Below are 15681 nucleotides of genomic sequence, written 5' to 3' on the forward strand. Positions count from 1 at the left end.
AGACGCCAGACCTCTGACCTCTGACCGGGAGGACCGAAATACATGACAACCACCGATTCCGGACAGCGCGTGACCAGCCCGTTGGCGCACCTCGATCAAGAAACGATCGATCGACTGGCCGAAGAGTTCGACGCCATCCACGACGAGGTCTACGGCGACCTCGGGGACCGCGATCGTCGCTACATCAAGACCGTCATCGCCACCCAGCGGCAACTCGCCGCCCTCGGGCGCATCGTGTTGCTCAACTCGCGCTCGCGGGGAGCCTGGGTCGCGGGTACCGCATGCCTCGGTATGGCCAAGATCCTCGAGAACATGGAGATCGGCCACAACGTGATGCACGGGCAGTGGGATTGGATGAACGACCCCTACATCCACTCGTCGGTGTGGGACTGGGACACCGCGTCCACTGCCGAGGCATGGAAGCACTCCCACAACTACATCCACCACACCTTCACCAACATCCGTGGCAAGGACAAGGATCTCGGCTACGAGATCATGAGGATCGATCCGAACCAGAAGTGGCATCCGGTCTATCTGCTGCAGCCGTTCTACAACGTTCTGCTCACGGCGTTCTTCGAGTGGGGCGTCGCGCTGCACGATCTCGATCTCGAGGCGATCCGGCGCGGTGAGAAGCCGATGTCCGAGCTGGTCGAGGATCTCAAGGGGATCGCGGGCAAGATGCGCCGCCAGATCGTGAAGGACTACCTCGGCTGGCCGGCGATCAGCGCGGGCGCATTCCTGCTCAGCCAGGCAGCGACGGGCGGCGCCATCCGGCAGCCGTCGACCTCGCGGATCGGCAACGTGATCCGACGACGAGGTGGCCGGCGGGCGCGTGCGGCCGCGAAGCTCGCCGACCAGGTGCTCCCGGGTGCGGAGAGCACATTCCTGCGTACCCTGGCCGCGAACTTCACCGCGAACATCATCCGGAACGTGTGGGCACACGCGATCATCTTCTGCGGCCACTTCCCGGACCAGACGTACACATTCAGCCAGGAAGAGGTCGAGAACGAGACGCGGGGCGGCTGGTATGTCCGGCAGCTCGTCGGTGCGGCCAACATCGACGGCAGCCCTCTGTTCCACATCATCAGCGGCAACCTCGGCTACCAGGTGGAGCACCACCTGTACCCGGACATGCCGAGTACCCGGTACTCGGAGGTCGCCCCCAAGGTGAAGGACATCTGCGAGCGCTACGGATTGCCTTACAACACAGGACCTTTCGGTCAACAGTGGGGCCAGGTGCACCGGACCATCGCGCGTCTGGCACTTCCCGGTGGCAAACCGCGCCCGAAGCCGGGTCCGTACCACCGGCCGCCGCACTCGAAGGGTGGAGAGCCCGCCGTCAGCGAAGCCGCGCGCTTCCGCGGCCGGCTGCCCGCCGACCATCCCAACGCCGGACCCGAGCACGAGTCGGGTGGCGTGGAGGTCTCGCCGCCGCCGCGGTAGCGGCTTGACTCTGCCGCCGCGGTAGCGGCTTGACTCTGCCGCCGCGGTAGCGGCTTTGACTGTGCTGCCGCGGTGGCGATCAGCGCAGGATGCGACGCAGGATGACGAACACCAGCATCGCCACGACCGCCGCCAGTCCCGCGTAGGCGGGGGTGAGGTTGGTCGTCGGCGGTTCGGTGGGCGCGCCGGACCGCAATTGCGCGAAAGTGGCTCGTGCAGCATCGGATTCGGCGACGACATCGACCGGCGGGTGCGCCGGGACGGACGTCGGAGGCGGTGTGGAGGTGACCGGCGGAGCAGGAGGCGTGGCCGGGGCGTCGGCGGCAGGCGCCTCGGCGACGGGGGGTGCCGACCTCGGTGGTGCCTTCTTGGTCGGCGCCTTCTTCGCAGGTGACTTCTTGGCGGGACCGGCACCCGAGGCCTTCTTGGCCGCCGGGGTCTTCTTCGCGGGAGCCTTCTTGGCGGCCTTCTTCGATGGCAGTCTGTCGCCACCGGACTCGGCTGCGGCTCGCTCCGGCGCCGCCTTCTTGCCCGGCGTCTTCTTGGGTGCGGGCTTCTTCGGGGGCGCCTTCTCGGCCGGGGCCGGTGACGATTCGGCAGCCCCGGAGTCGGCCTCCGGGGTAGTCATGGGAAACAGGGTCGGCTCGTCGTTGTTCGCGTCGCCGTCGGACGGCGTGACGTTCGGCTCCTGCTCGGTCATACGGCGCTCCCTTGCGTGTGTCCCGGCTCTGCGTGTGTTCCGGGGCGTGCGCGCAAGGAAAACCCCCCCACGCGACGCGTGGAACCCATCCTAGTGGGTGCGCACCCGCCTCCGGCGAGGGTCGAAGGCCACCGCCTCGGCCTGCGTCAGGAACGAACGCCCAACCGCGCGAGGATGTCGGCGTCGATGGCAACCAGTTCGTCGTCGATGGACTGGTGGGCCGTCCGGCGCTGTGCGGCGGACATGGTCTCGGCGGTGCCGACCGCGATGTCGAGGTTGTCGAGGCGCTGGGTCATCGCGGCGACGAAGTCCTTGGCATCGGCGCTGGTGTCCTGCGCGACGACCTTCTCCAGCGCGGTCCGTGTAGTCGCGATCCGGGCGGACAGCGCCGCGCCGTGACCGCTGAACTGACGCAACACTTCTGGCGAAACGCCTGCGCGGCCGGCCTGCAGCGCCGAGATCTGCGCACGACCGGCGACCGCGGCGCGATAGGCGATGGGGACTGCGATGGGGGCCACGAGACGCGCGACCGTGAGGTAGCGCTTGACGCTGGCCGGGCTGAGGATCTTGGCGTCCGCGGCCGCCTTGGCCTCGGCACTCACCTTCTTGGTCTCGGCCTTGACCACCTTCTCCTGAGCCTTCGCCAACTGCCGGGCGGTCTTGCGTTCGGCCTTCAAGTCCTTCTGGAGGTACTTGTGCTCGGTCTTTCGACGAGCTTTCTGTTCCTTCCGCCGGTGCTTGGCGTCGAACTTCGCCTCGATCTTGGCTTTTGCCTTGAGAGCCTTGGCCTCTGCGCGGCGCTGAGCCCGCGACCTACCGTCGGAGGAGAACAAACCCATCGAATGACCTTTCGCTGCTGCCGAGTGGACCGCTGCGGGCGTGGTAACAAGTACAAGCATGACACGTGGTCCGGTGGGGCCACGCGTCCGACCGCTCGAGCCGAGAAAGGGATGGCGTGGCCTCTGTGGTGTTGTCGCCGCGCGATCTCGCGGGTTGCGAGCACCGGGTCGCCCTCGACTTCGGTCACGAGGGGCGTCCCGGCTCCGAACCCGACCCGCCCGGCGTGCAGCGACGCAAGGAGGCCGCGGCCGATCATCGGGCCGCGGTCCGCGAACTCCTCCGCGGCATCCACAGTGATCAGCCCGGCGCGTTCGTGGTGATCGACGCGGAGTCGAGGGCGGCGGAGCGGGTCGCGGCCACCCTGAAGGCGTGCGACGCGAACGTCGCGTGGATCTGGAATGCGGCGCTGCCCACCGACATCGAACACGGGCGACGCGGTCACGCCGAACTCCTGGTGAGAGTGGGCGACGGCTACGTCCCCGTCATCGTCGTCAACCACCGGATCACCCAGCCCGCGAGGTCCGCCCCCGACCCGGGCCGGCCGCCGTCGCTGGTCACCAGCCCGTTGTGGGGGTGGGCGCCCACACCCGACCCGTACCGCACCGCACGGCCCAACCGTCGCGACAACCTGCGCCTCGCCCAGCTGACCGCGATGCTGGTCGAGATCGGTCGCGCCCCGTCGTCGCAGACCGGCGACCTGCGCGGCGGGGTGATCGGCGTCGACGCCGACTGCATCGTCGTGCACGACACCGGTGGCATGCTCGACGATTACACCGAGGTCCTCGACCGGCGTCGGGCCATTGCCGCGCAGCAGGTGCCGACCGAACCACGACGCGTCGCCGAGTGCCGCTCGTGCCCCTGGTGGGTGAAGTGCGGTCCGGAACTCGAGGCCCGCCGCGACGTCTCGCTCGTCGCCACGGGTAATCAGGGGACCGCACTCGTCGAGGCGGGCATCACCACGATCGACCAGCTCGCCGCACAACGCGGGGCCCCGCCGGAGAACTGGCCGGGCAGTGCACGTTTCGACGATGCGGTGATCGGTGCGATCGCCTGGCTGACCGGAACCGAACTCGTCCGGCGCCGCGACACCCCGCGGGTGCATCGCGCCGACATCGAGGTCGACGTCGACATGGAGAGCTTCGGCGAACACGGCGCCTACCTCTGGGGCACGCTGCGTACCGACACCACCGCGCCCGACGAACCGGTGGTCTACCGGCCGTTCGTCACCTGGGACCCGCTGCCCACGCGCGACGAGGCGAGGTCGTTCGCGGAGTTCTGGGCGTGGCTGACCGCCGAACGGGTGGCCGCCCGCGAGACCGGGAAGACGTTCGCGGCGTACTGCTACTCACAGCAGGCCGAGAATCGCTGGCTGCTGGGTTCGGCCGACCGATTCGCCGGCGAACCCGGTATCCCGACCCGGCGGGAGGTGGAGGCGTTCATCGCATCCGAGGAGTGGGTCGACATCTACGAGGCGGTCGGCGACAACTTCATCTGTCCCCGCGGCAAAGGGCTGAAGCGCGTCGCTCCCGTCGCCGGATTCGCCTGGCGCGACGACGACGCCAGCGGTGAGGCGTCGATGGAGTGGTATCGCGCCGCGGTCGCGCTCGGCGGCGGACGTCCCGACGTCGGTCAGCGGCAGCGGCTCCTCGAGTACAACGAGGACGACGTCCGGGCCACGAAGGTGCTCCGCGAGTGGATCTCCGGACGTGCCGTCGACGAGATCCCGCACGAGCGGGACCTGCTGGCCCGGTACTGATATCTCGGAACCGAGGACCGGGCGGCGTCAGGAGCGCAGTGACCGCAGCGAGTCCAGGAACGATCCGCTGCCGAACAGCGCGACCGCCCCGAGCAGCAACAATCCACCGGGGGCGACACCGATCAGGAACTTCTTCACGCCGGTCAGGACGGTGTCGGGCGATTCGCCGGGCAGGGCCTGAGGACCGGACGGACCCTGCGGGCTCGCCATGAGGACGGCTGACTCGTCGGCGGCAGAAGCGTCGGAAGCGCCGGATTCGGCGCGGGACTCCGCTGCGGACCCGCCGGTTGCGGGCGCACCAGGCGCCGGGGGAGGACCCGGAACCGAGGCGGCAGGTGTCGTCGGCGCGGGTGATCCGCTGGGCGCGGGAACTGTCGGGACCTGAGCGGGGGCGGGCAGGTTCCCCTCGCCGGAGCGGGGAGGGTTCGACACGACCGGCGGCAGGGTCGGGGCCGGTACGTTCGGCCGACCGGTCACCGGCGGAAACGGTACCCAGACCCCGGTTGTGGAGGTCTCGGTCTCCGCGCTGGTCGTCGACGAGCTCTCGGTCGACGAGCTCTCGGTGGACGTGCTCGGGCTGGTGGAGGTGCCCGGGTCGGTGGACGTGCTCGGGCTGGTGGAGGTGCCCGGGTCGGTGGAGGTGCTCGGGCTGGTGGAGGTGCCGGTTCCCGATGGGGTCGGTCCGTGCCCGTGGTGGCCGTGCCCATGCCCGTCACCGTGATGCCAGGGACCTCCGGGTCCCCGATTGCCCGACGGCGTCGAGTCGGCGTCACCATCCGCAGCGTCATCATCCGCGTCGGCGGTGGTGTCGGTGTCACCGCTGGTGTCGGTGCCGAAGCCGCCCACACCGGTACTCCCGGATCCGACCGAGTCCTGCCCCGCTGAGTCCGATCCCGCTGAGTCCGATTCCGTGGCGTCCGATTCGGTGCCTCCCGACCCGACCGGGCTGGTCGACGCGACGCCGGGCGCAAGCGCGACGAGCGCGATCACCGCGATGGCGGCGAGCAGGGATGCGAGGGAGCGGCGCCGTCGGCGGTCGCGTCGGGGGGTCGGCAGGCGGTGGGTCATCGTGGTTTCCCAGGCGTACAGTCGGTGGAGAGGTTCGCGGGTGCGACAGCCGGCGTCAGTGGGTCATGTGGATCGCAGCGAGGACAAACATTCATCTGCCGTGAGCGTGTCGGCAACCTGGGACCCCCAAGAATGTGAAGAACGCCACACTAACGTTCGTTACAGCATCACCACAGGTGATACGCATCGTGGGCCGCGTTCCGGTACCTTCTGACCGTACCGGTCATTGCGATAGCCGTGTACAGCGGGCTTTAATGTTTGCAAATTCAAGTTTTGCGTCTCGGAGAAGATGGTCATGACTGCAGGAGGGGCGGAGAAGCCTATGGGCGACACCGGACGCACCGACTCCGATCGTTCGAGAACGAAGGAATCGGATGCACTCGATCCGGGGCTGTTCGCCCGGCGACTCGAGGAGCTGTTTCGGACCGTTCCCGGTCCGAACGGGAGGGCATACAGTGCCAAGGCGATCGCGGCGAGGTCGACGGAGCGGGGATTCCGTCTCGGCGAGTCGTATTTGAGTCAGCTGCGATCGGGGAAAGCGAAGTCCCCGTCGTTCCGAACCGTCGAGGGAATCGCGGCCGCATTCGGTGTCGACGTGCATTACTTCCTCGAGGATCGGGCCGCGCAGCGCACTCGCGACGAGATCGATCTCATGCGGCTGCAGGCGGACACCAACGTTCAGTTGGCGGCATTCCGTCTGGCGGGGCTGTCGAGCGATTCGGTGACCGTGGTGAACGAACTGATCAAGGTCCTGCGCGAGCAGCAGGGTCTGCCGAAGGATCCGCCGGACGTCATCGCGGCAGGGCTCAGCGACGAGAAGCCGTCGGCCGACTCGCGTCTGCGGGTGGTGGGAGACTCGGGCGAGGACTGAGATCGTCTGGAGGATCCGCAGATCCGGGTTCTCACCGATCACGAGTGTCACTGACGATCACGGGCCGTGGGGTGTCGGCCTGGAGAGTTCGGACGCCGTGTGAACTGGGAAAACGCAGCGGGCCCTTGGTTTCGTGGACACGAATCGCCTCGGTGTGCGCGCTCATGGTTCGATTGACGGCATGCGTCGATCAGAACGCGCATTACGGGCGCTGTGTCGCACCTCGTTGAAGGGGCTCGATCTCGATCTCCCGCTCGACGTCACACAGCTGTGTGACCGGTACGGCGAGCGTCGGGGACGTCCGATTCGCCTGATCGCCCACCCTCTGCCGACCGGGGTTCCCAACGGCATCTGGCTGGCCGCGGCCGACGCGGACTACTTCTTCCATCAGGCAAACACGTCCAGACTCCACCGGGACCAGATCGTCATCCACGAGTTCGGTCATCTCATCGCCGGCCATCAGATCCTCGGCGAGGTGTCGGCCGAAGGTCTGGCATCGCTCACCCGCGACGAGTCCGCCGCGGCGCTTCGCCGTACCTGCTACTCGGACGATCGCGAGTGGGAAGCGGAGATGCTCGCGTCGATGATCCTGGCGTGGGCAGAGGAGGCCGGCACCGGCGTCGGCAGCACGGCGTCGCACGATGAACTACGCGGACTTCAGCGACTCCTGGGCGGTCACCGCGGGTGGTTGTGATCAGTGCGGGTGAAAGCGCCGTGACGTTCACTGCCTTCTCCCAGAACATCGACGTCGGCGTCGGGGTGGTCAACGCGATCGCCGCGGCCGTCTTCGCCTTCGCCTTCTGCTGGCGCCTGGATCAGATCCGGCGTGCCGGCTGGGGGCTTCAGCCGCTCGCGATGATGGTGGCGGTCGCCTCGCTGACGCTGGCGTTCGTCGTCGTCGACGAGTCGGTGTCGGCCGCTCTCGACGACAACGGCTTCCCGGGTCTGTCGCGGGTGGCGTTCTACGCACTTCTGGCGATCGGTGTGGCCGCACTCGTCATCGTGTTCTTCTTCCCGGATCGCGTGAGCCGCGAGCGCCGCGCCGGGTGGGAGGCCCTGCCTCTGGTCGCCTCGCTCGTCGGGCTACAGGTCACCATGCTGGTCATCCCGGTCGAGATCCGTACCGCGACCATCAGTGAGTGGACGGTGCAGAACTGGGGTTTCGCCCTCTTCATGCTGATCGCCAGCGGATATCTCACCTACGGATTCGCCGCGTGCGTCAACAGCGTCCGCAAGTTCTACGCCACAGCCGACGGCTATCTGCGTGTCTCACTGGGTCTGCTGATCGGCGGGCTGGGACTGCTGGCGCTCAGCGCCGTGGGGCAGATCGTGTTCGTGATCGTGTCGGCGACCAACGTGGTGCGCTCACCGTGGCTGGTGACGACCAACCGTGTCGTCGCGATCCTGGGAATCGTCGTCTTCCTCTCCGGGATCAGCTACCCCATGGTCTACGCGCGGGTGCAGACCTTCCTCGCGAACCGGCGTCGCCGACGACTCGACATCGAACTCCTGCCCCTGTGGCGCCTGGTGACCGAGGCGGTACCCGAGGTCGTCCTTCCCGATCCCGGTCCGCTGTCGCCGACGACGCGACTGCACCGGCGGGTCGTCGAGACCCGAGACGCGCTGACCCAGATCAGCCCGCACCTGTCGGTGGCGTTCGACTACGCGGAGGTCGGGGTCCAGGCCAGGATGCTGCGCGCGGCCGTCGACGGGATGACGTCGCCCGCGGTCGCAGAAAAAACCAGCGGCGCGGTCCGCGACCTCGCCCCCGCCGACGGCGAGGGTCTGGAAGCGGATGCCGCACCGCTGATCAGGTTGTCCACTGCGCTTGGGCTCTCGGAGGCCACCCACGTTCCCGCAGGTGGTCACCCGGAGCCGGCCGCCTAGTGCAAGGCCTCCGGACTAGCGCGGAGCCATCCGGATCGCGCCGTCCATCCGGATGGTCTCGCCGTTGAGGTAGTTGTGCTCGACGATGAACTCGGCGAGCTGTGCGTACTCGTCGGGCTCGCCGAGACGCTGCGGGAACGGGATCGCCTCGGCCAGGGTCTTCTGGAACTCGGGGGTGACGCCGGCGAGCATCGGGGTGCTGATCGTGCCGGGTGCGATGGTGCAGACGCGCACGCCGATGCGGGCGAGGTCGCGTGCAGCCGAGATGGTCATCGCGTGGACGCCACCCTTCGACGCGGCGTATGCGATCTGACCGATCTGGCCCTCGAAGGCCGCCACCGATGCCGTGTTGATGATGACGCCGCGCTGGCCGTCACCGTCGATCGTGGATTCCTCCGACATGCGGTTGGCGGCCAGCCGCATGACGTTGAAGGTGCCGACCAGGTTGATGTCGATGACCTTGCGGAACAGGCCGAGGTCGTGCGGGCCGTCCTTGCCGAGGATGCGTGCGGCCCAGCCGACGCCTGCGCAGTTGACGGCGACGCGCAGCGGTGCGCCCGACTCGGCGATGGTGTCGATCGCGCCCTGGACCTGTGCTTCGTCGGTGACGTCGGCGGGGATCAGGGTGACGCCGTCGGTGGGGGCCGCCTTGTCGATCGAGTCCTGCAGGTCGAGGCCGAAGACCTGAGCGCCTGCGGCGGCGAAGCGACGGGCGGTGGCTGCGCCGAGGCCCGATGCCCCGCCGGTGACCAGAACGGAAGCGCCTGAAACGTCCATGGGTTGATAGTCCTTTCGCGGTACCGATTGCCGCCGGACCCGTGTCCCGGTGAAGTGGACGACGTGCACCGGCGCAGGGTGCACGTTCACGATAGTCAGAGGTTGTGGAGCCCCCGCGCTCAGCCCTCGTGACGACCGAGCGAACGCTCGGGAGTGGCTGGTTCGGCGTTCTCGTCGTCGGCGCCGCGGAGCCGACGGTCGCGCTGGATGAGGAACGCGCCCACACCGGTGATGCCGACCGCGGCGGTGATCGTCGCGGCGATCATCGGAGTCGACGCACCGACGAGACCGGATGCGGTGAGCCACACCGCGAAACCGAAGAACAGCACGGCCGCGCCGATCGCGATGACGCGTTCGGGGAGGTGCTTGCCGAGAAGTACGCCCACGCCGATCGCCAGGGCATCCGCAGCGACCATGCCGACCGTCGAACCGATCCACACGCCGAGCCAATCGTGGTCGGTGGCGATCGTGATGGTGGCCAGCATCGTCTTGTCGCCGAGTTCGGCGAGGAAGAAGGCCGACATCACGGCGAGGAACACCGACGCACCGACCCGGCTCGCACGGTTCCGCTCCTCGTCGTCGAGGCGGTCGCCGTAGACGGTCCACAGTCCGAAGGCGAGCATGGCGAGGCCGGCCAGGACCGACATCAGATCGGTGGGCAGAGACATTCCGAGGAAATGACCGAAGAACACCGAGACGGCATGGACCGCGGTGGTGGCGACGGTGATGGCGAGGATGACGACCCACCAGCGGTATCGCAGGGCGTAGGTCATGGCCATCAGCTGTGATTTGTCGCCCAGTTCGGCGACGAAGATCACGCCGAAACTCAGGAGCAGGGCAGCAATCACGAACGCCAGGTTAGTGAGACCTAACTGGCGAATGCAACTCCTCAGTAACCCGTATCTGTGCAGGTCGGGGGCACAAAAAGAATTGTTCGGCGACCCGGAAACCAGCGTGCGGGAGCCCTGTCGGAGAACCTTCGGGGTGCCTCGGGGTGCCTAAGCTGCGAGAAGCATGGCGAGCACGGCGGTGTCGGGATCGGCATTGGGGTCGATACCGACCTCGTTGCGGAGATTCACGACCGTCCCGTCGGCCTCCGCCTCCGCCCACCCGGCTCGATGCTCGAGTCCGAGTTCGGGGAGTCCGGGCAGCAGGACGCAGCCGGACGCGACCTCCGAGCATTCCGGAAGTGACGGACGTGTCTGCGACGGCGGGTGCAGCATCACCAGGGCCGGGGGATTGTTCAGGAACCTGCCCGCTTCGACGAAGCTGTCGTCGATGACGTTCCCGATCGCGACCATCATCCCGACCGTGTTCTCGCCGCCCTGGGCCGGGCGCTGCTCGACGACGCCGAAGATCGTCGTCGTCGGGAGGAAACCCGGCCGGCAAGCGATCCGCACCGAGCCGACGAGGGTCTGGGTCCATTCGAGGGTGGATTCCGGCCAGCGACCGGAGATGAGGATGCCGTTCAGCTTGCCTTCGTGCTGGAACGGGGTGAGTCCGATCGGAATCGGCTGCATCGTGTCCTCCCTCCGATTCGGGTGGGGGACCTGGTCATCGGGACCCAGGTCCGTCGAAGACCACCGGTGTGAAAAGAATCCACCGCGGGCGCGAAACGGACAACCCGAACCACCGTCTTGTGACGGTTCGTTTACATGCGATCGACCGACGGCCAGGTGCCGTCGCCGATGGCCGCGCCCGGGGCAGGGATGGACACCAGGCACACTGGACCGGTGAAGAACTCGCCTGCGCTGCGGCCCATGGAGTTCGCGTCCGTCGCGATCTTCGGTGGCCTGACTGTTGCCGCGGTGGTCATCGCCTCGGTCATCCCGCTGGCGCAGGCGGCCGGTCTGCTCGCGCCGGTTCCTCTTGCCCTCATCGCAGCCCGCACCCGGCCGCGGGCACTTCTCACCGCCACGGTGGCGACGACGGCGGTCGCCTTCGCCATGGCGGGCACGGGTGCGATGGCCACCGTCCTCGGTTCGGCACTGGTCGGCGGGATCGTCGGGGACATCAAACGCCGTGGTCGTGGGGTCGGAGCACTCGGACTGGCCACCCTCGTGGCCTCGCCGATCCTCGGCGGTGTCTCCGTGCTGGTGCTCCTCGTGCTGGTGCCCCTGCGCGAACTGACCATCGAGGCGATGACCAACTCCATCCACGGCGTCGCCAAATGGCTGCACGGTTGGGGGCCCACCGACGGCGTGGGCGACGCCCTCGACGCGATGAGCCGCAGCATCGCCAGTCATTGGTGGGCGTGGATCTGGATCTCCGGGACAGTGGGCACCGCGATCTCACTCCTCGCGGCCTGGTGGATCCTCGGCGGGGTCATCGCCCGGCTGCGCGACGTGCCCAGCGAGGACACGCTCACCTCCGACGGTCCGGGATCCACGGCGACCGAGGTCGCGCCGCTCCCGGTCACTGCCGAAGGCGTCGGTTTCGCGTACAGCCCGGAGGCGAGGCCGGTCCTCCACGACATCGACCTGCGCATCGACCCCGGCGAGTTCGTCGCCGTCGTCGGCGCCAACGGCTCGGGCAAGTCGACGCTGGCGAAGATCCTGGCCGGTCGCGCCCCGACCAGCGGCGTCGTCCACCGTCCGGGCCTGGCCGGGCTCGGCGTCCACGGCGGCACCGCGCTCGTCCTGCAGCGGCCGGAGATCCAGATGCTCGGGTCACGAGTTGCCGACGACGTGGTGTGGGGTCTGCCGCCGGATGCCGACGTGGACGTCGAAGCGCTCCTCGCCGAGGTCGGGCTGAGTGGTCTCGGCGACCGCGAGACCACCGATCTGTCCGGCGGGCAGCAGCAGCGCCTCGCCATCGCCGCGGCCCTCGCCCGGGATCCGCAACTGCTCATCGCCGACGAGGTCACCTCGATGGTCGACCCGGAGGGGCGCGGGCAACTCCTCCACCTGCTTGCGTCGTTGCCTGCCCGACGCGGGATCGCGGTCGTGCTGATCACCCACCGCGGCAGCGAGGCCGCGGCCGCCGACCGTGTCATCCACCTCGAGGCCGGTCGCGTGGTTCCTCATCCGCCGCACTGGATGCCGGACCCGCACGCCGACCTCGACCATCCCTCACCGACCGAGTCCGCGACATCTCTCGCGGCGCCCGGACCACACATCGGTGGGCCGCTGCTGGTGCTCGATCACGTGGGCTACGCGCACCTGCCCGGATCGCCCTGGGAGGTCGTCGCCCTCACCGACATCACCCTGACCGTGTACCGCGGCGAGGGGTTGCTCATCGTCGGCGGCAACGGGTCGGGCAAGACGACCCTCGCGTGGATCATGACGGGACTCCTGTCACCGCGAACCGGCACCTGCCACCTGCTCGGCACAGCCGGAAAATTCACTCCGGCAGCCGGTTTCGACGCCGGAGAGCCCGTCAGTGAGCACGTCGGCGCGATCGGACTCGGGTTCCAGCACGCACGTCTGCAGCTACAGAAGGTCACGGTTGCCGACGAGATCATGGCGGCTGGTGGCGAGAAGGTCGGCACCGCAGAGGTCGCCCGTGTCCTCGAACTCGTCGGGTTGCCACGGCAGATGGCGGCCACCAAGGTCGATTCCCTGTCGGGCGGCCAGATGCGTCGCGTCGTGCTGGCCGGACTCATCGCGCGCCACCCCGACATGCTCGTGCTCGACGAGCCCCTCGCCGGTCTCGATCCGTTGGCCCGTGAAGAGATCGTCGCCCTCCTCGCCCGTCTGCGCGCCGAGGGCATGACGATCGTGATCATCTCGCACGACTTCGAATCACTGGACTCGGTGTGCACCCGCCGGGTTCGGCTCGTCGACGGACGGTTGCTGCCCGACACCCATCAGAACGCGGATCAGCCGTCCGGCTGGGACGGAGGTGCCCAATGACGATGCGCACGGTCCCGTTGCGGCAGGTCCCCGGCGATTCCTTCGTCCACAGACTGTGGGCGGGAACCAAGCTGGTGATCGTGCTGATCCTCGGCGTCATGACCTGGGTGCTGCCGTCGTGGCCGGCACTGGGGATGGTGGCCGCGATCGTCGTCCTCACCGCTCTGGTCGCCGGGATCCCGTTGGGTGCCATCCCGCGTCCGCCCTGGTGGTTCTGGGGCCTGATCGGTATCGGCGTCGCGTTCAACGTCTCCTTCGCCGGCCTGCACGGGGCGCTGATCTTCCTGCGTGCCGTCACCCTCGCGCTCGTCCTCGTCGCGAGTTCGATCCTCGTCATCTGGACCACCCCGATGGCCGACGTCGCGCCCGCGCTCGCGCGGCTGATGGGCCCACTGCGTCGCCTCCGGCTACCGGTTGACGAATGGGCGGTCGCGATCGCGTTGTGTCTCAGGGGTCTTCCGCTGTTGATCGAGGAGTTGCGCATGTTGCGCGCGGCTCACAAGCTGCGCCCGACGGCGAAGGGGCGCAGCGACCACCCGTCGGCGGAGATGGGGATCATAGATCTCATCACCGCGGCCATGTCGTCGGCGCTCCGCCGCAGCGCGGAGATGGCCGAGGCGATCACCGCGCGCGGTGGCACCGGCCGGCTCACGGCTCATCCGGCGCGGCCGGGACGCGCAGATCTGTTGGCGCTCATCGTGATCGCCGCCGCCTGCGGCGTGGCCGTCGCGGTGACGCTGATTCTCTAGACCCCGCTCCCTGAGGTGCGAGCGAAGCCAACCCCTCGTTCCCTGAGGTGCGAGCGAAGCCAACCCGTCGCTCCCTGAGGTGCGAGCGAAGCCAACCCGTCGCTCCCTGAGCCTGGATCCGTGGAGGGGTTGCTTGGAGTTGTAGTCGGGGGCGGGTGAGTAGTTGATCGTGTTGTGGGCGTGGGGTATTCGCTGATCTTGGGTCAGCTTCTTCACTGGGGTTCCTGGTCGTGGGTGGACGGGTTGGGGGTGCTGGGCTCAGGTGGTGTTCACCGCGGTCCACAGGGTGGTGAATGCGTGTTGTGATGGCCAGTGTCGGGGTAGGTGCAGGATGGGTGTTCGTGCTGGTCGGGCCAGTCGGGCGGGCACGGCGATGAGGGTGCGTCGTAGTGTTGCCCCGCGCGCGGCCCGCAATCGGGGGGCGGCGCTGAGCGCGGCAAGGGTGCGCATGAGGTTGTGGCTGATGGCGGTCAGGGCCAGCCAGGCGGCGTTGGCACCGAACACGCCGGAGGGTAGATGTGCCAGTGGTCCGTCGATGAGGTCGGCGAACACGGTCTCGATGACGGCGTGGGCGCGGTGATTGATGTCGGCGGTGATGGTGTCGTCGGTGGTGTTGGTGAAAAACGAGTGATATCGCCATGCCGGCATCAGGGTGTCGGTGTCGGCGGGGTGGTGTGCTTTGACTCGCCGCACGATGAGTCGGGCGGTGATCGGTTGTGGCGAGATTGGTTTGACCGTGTAGGTGGTTTCGGCGACTTCGGCATCAGAGATCAACGCGCCGGTGTCGGGGTCGGTGAGAGCCCCGGGATAGTGCACCGGGGCCCAGGCATCGTCGTCGATGGCTGAGATCGCGCGGGTGATCGCGGTGTTGGTCCGCAGGACCAGCGAGAACGTGGCTCCCGCACGTTGGCAGGTAGCCATCACTTCGGCCGATCCGTAGGCCGCATCAGCGCGCACGGTGATCTCACCGGCGGCTCCGCAACGCCGGGCGGTGGCGATGGTTTGCGCGATCATCGTTGCTGCCCCGGCGCCGGAGGCGGCGCGGCCGGCGCGCAGCCAGGCGTTGGCGATCACCGGTGGGTGCTCGGGTGCGCTGAGGGTGGCGATCAGCGGCGACAGACCCCGACGAAGCAGTTCACGTCCGGCGATCTTGGCGTGTCCGTAGGAGGCGCCGGTCTTCTGGTAGCCATAGACAGGACGCAGCAGGGAATCGATATCGACAAACACTCGGGCACCGTTAGTAGGCAACAACCCTGCCCGGGAGCACATCGCCGGCAGTGAGCGGGTCATTACGGCGTTGAGTTGTCGGGCATGTCCGGGGGTGAACTCACGCAGGGTTTGTCCGATCGTGGCCGGGGCGTACACGCGGTCGAACAGGCGGGTGTGCCCACCGGCCCGGACGATGCCGAGGTCATCGATACTGTCTGCGCCGCAACACAACCCGGCGATCACGGTCAGCAGTTTCGCCTCCAGGTTGGCTCCGGCTGAGGCGACCCGGGTGGTGCCCAGATCGACCCGCTCGGCCAGCAGCGCGGACACCCCGGTCGAGCGCGCCAATTCCATCACCGGCACCAGCCCGGCATGCGACACGAGATTGTCGTCGTCAAAGAGTGCGGACGTGGCCGAGAAGCTGTGTGATACTTTCACTGAAAGTGCCTTCTGAGCTGGGATGTTTTGTGTCTCAACACCACCAATCATCCCAGCTCAGAGGGCATTTTTATGTCACCGACACCCCA

14 protein-coding genes are annotated in these 15681 nt (G+C 68.0%); 7 read left to right on the forward strand and 7 right to left on the reverse strand.

Features of this window, described 5'->3' with window-relative positions:
• Nucleotides 1-42: 42 nt before the first annotated feature.
• Nucleotides 43-1443 (forward strand): fatty acid desaturase family protein, encoded by a 1401-nt coding sequence (locus GAA2_RS00620; RefSeq protein ID WP_159406080.1) that lies wholly within the window; start codon nt 43-45, stop codon nt 1441-1443.
• A gap of 79 nt (nt 1444-1522) precedes the next feature.
• On the opposite strand, the gene GAA2_RS00625 is transcribed toward GAA2_RS00620, so the two are convergent.
• On the reverse strand, nt 1523-2143 hold the full coding sequence (locus tag GAA2_RS00625) for a hypothetical protein (protein ID WP_159406081.1): 621 nt from the start codon (nt 2141-2143) through the stop codon (nt 1523-1525).
• Between the two features lie 146 nt (nt 2144-2289).
• Nucleotides 2290-2982, reverse strand: a complete 693-nt coding sequence (locus tag GAA2_RS00630; RefSeq protein WP_159406082.1) for a DUF6474 family protein — start codon at nt 2980-2982, stop codon at nt 2290-2292.
• A gap of 116 nt (nt 2983-3098) precedes the next feature.
• Here GAA2_RS00630 and GAA2_RS00635 point away from each other — a divergent pair, with 116 nt between their 5' ends.
• On the forward strand, nt 3099-4739 hold the full coding sequence (locus GAA2_RS00635) for a TM0106 family RecB-like putative nuclease (protein WP_159406083.1): 1641 nt from the start codon (nt 3099-3101) through the stop codon (nt 4737-4739).
• A 27-nt stretch (nt 4740-4766) separates the two neighbouring features.
• Here the strand turns inward: GAA2_RS00635 and GAA2_RS22990 are convergent, their stop codons facing one another.
• A complete protein-coding gene (locus tag GAA2_RS22990) occupies nt 4767-5807 on the reverse strand; it encodes a hypothetical protein (protein WP_236577736.1) in 1041 nt (346 codons plus the stop codon).
• A 295-nt stretch (nt 5808-6102) separates the two neighbouring features.
• Between GAA2_RS22990 and GAA2_RS00645 the strand changes: the two genes are divergently transcribed.
• From GAA2_RS00645 to GAA2_RS00655, 3 genes are all read left to right on the forward strand, one after another.
• Nucleotides 6103-6678 carry a helix-turn-helix transcriptional regulator gene (locus GAA2_RS00645; protein ID WP_006437721.1) on the forward strand — a complete coding sequence of 192 codons (576 nt, stop codon included), beginning with the start codon at nt 6103-6105 and terminating at the stop codon, nt 6676-6678.
• 181 nt (nt 6679-6859) lie between these two features.
• Nucleotides 6860-7372, forward strand: a complete 513-nt coding sequence (locus GAA2_RS00650; protein ID WP_159406084.1) for a hypothetical protein — start codon at nt 6860-6862, stop codon at nt 7370-7372.
• A 20-nt stretch (nt 7373-7392) separates the two neighbouring features.
• Nucleotides 7393-8565 (forward strand): MAB_1171c family putative transporter, encoded by a 1173-nt coding sequence (locus GAA2_RS00655; RefSeq protein WP_159406085.1) that lies wholly within the window; start codon nt 7393-7395, stop codon nt 8563-8565.
• A 15-nt stretch (nt 8566-8580) separates the two neighbouring features.
• Here the strand turns inward: GAA2_RS00655 and GAA2_RS00660 are convergent, their stop codons facing one another.
• The 3 genes from GAA2_RS00660 to GAA2_RS00670 form a co-directional block, all read right to left on the reverse strand.
• Nucleotides 8581-9342 (reverse strand): SDR family NAD(P)-dependent oxidoreductase, encoded by a 762-nt coding sequence (locus GAA2_RS00660; RefSeq protein WP_006437718.1) that lies wholly within the window; start codon nt 9340-9342, stop codon nt 8581-8583.
• Nucleotides 9343-9461: 119 nt separating this feature from the next.
• The gene (locus GAA2_RS00665; protein ID WP_159406086.1) at nt 9462-10190 is read right to left on the reverse strand and encodes a TMEM165/GDT1 family protein; all 729 of its coding nucleotides are present in this window, start codon (nt 10188-10190) and stop codon (nt 9462-9464) included.
• 150 nt (nt 10191-10340) lie between these two features.
• Nucleotides 10341-10862: a peptidase gene (locus tag GAA2_RS00670; protein WP_159406087.1), complete on the reverse strand. Its 522-nt coding sequence runs from the start codon at nt 10860-10862 to the stop codon at nt 10341-10343.
• A 213-nt stretch (nt 10863-11075) separates the two neighbouring features.
• Between GAA2_RS00670 and GAA2_RS00675 the strand changes: the two genes are divergently transcribed.
• Together GAA2_RS00675 and GAA2_RS00680 are read left to right on the forward strand one after the other, a co-directional pair.
• Nucleotides 11076-13196 carry a DUF2232 domain-containing protein gene (locus GAA2_RS00675; RefSeq protein WP_223121896.1) on the forward strand — a complete coding sequence of 707 codons (2121 nt, stop codon included), beginning with the start codon at nt 11076-11078 and terminating at the stop codon, nt 13194-13196.
• Nucleotides 13193-13945, forward strand: coding sequence for an energy-coupling factor transporter transmembrane component T family protein (locus GAA2_RS00680; RefSeq protein WP_159406089.1), 753 nt, complete (start codon nt 13193-13195; stop codon nt 13943-13945). Before GAA2_RS00675 ends, GAA2_RS00680 begins: the two co-directional genes overlap by 4 nt.
• Before the next feature lie 258 nt (nt 13946-14203).
• Here the strand turns inward: GAA2_RS00680 and GAA2_RS00685 are convergent, their stop codons facing one another.
• Nucleotides 14204-15592 (reverse strand): IS1380 family transposase, encoded by a 1389-nt coding sequence (locus GAA2_RS00685; protein ID WP_191834648.1) that lies wholly within the window; start codon nt 15590-15592, stop codon nt 14204-14206.
• Nucleotides 15593-15681 lie beyond the last annotated feature (89 nt).

Origin of the sequence: Gordonia ajococcus (assembly GCF_012974285.1) — a bacterium.
In the GTDB taxonomy this organism is placed as follows: Bacteria; Actinomycetota; Actinomycetes; order Mycobacteriales; family Mycobacteriaceae; genus Gordonia; species Gordonia amicalis.

Coding starts and splice junctions, on each gene's coding strand:
- GAA2_RS00645 (WP_006437721.1), top strand. CDS start 6,103: ATGACTGCAGGAGGGGCGGAGAAGCCTATGGGCGACACCGGACGCACC.
- GAA2_RS22990 (WP_236577736.1), bottom strand. CDS start 5,807: ATGACCCACCGCCTGCCGACCCCCCGACGCGACCGCCGACGGCGCCGC.
- GAA2_RS00670 (WP_159406087.1), bottom strand. CDS start 10,862: ATGCAGCCGATTCCGATCGGACTCACCCCGTTCCAGCACGAAGGCAAG.
- GAA2_RS00680 (WP_159406089.1), top strand. CDS start 13,193: ATGACGATGCGCACGGTCCCGTTGCGGCAGGTCCCCGGCGATTCCTTC.
- GAA2_RS00650 (WP_159406084.1), top strand. CDS start 6,860: ATGCGTCGATCAGAACGCGCATTACGGGCGCTGTGTCGCACCTCGTTG.
- GAA2_RS00620 (WP_159406080.1), top strand. CDS start 43: ATGACAACCACCGATTCCGGACAGCGCGTGACCAGCCCGTTGGCGCAC.
- GAA2_RS00630 (WP_159406082.1), bottom strand. CDS start 2,982: ATGGGTTTGTTCTCCTCCGACGGTAGGTCGCGGGCTCAGCGCCGCGCA.
- GAA2_RS00625 (WP_159406081.1), bottom strand. CDS start 2,143: ATGACCGAGCAGGAGCCGAACGTCACGCCGTCCGACGGCGACGCGAAC.
- GAA2_RS00660 (WP_006437718.1), bottom strand. CDS start 9,342: ATGGACGTTTCAGGCGCTTCCGTTCTGGTCACCGGCGGGGCATCGGGC.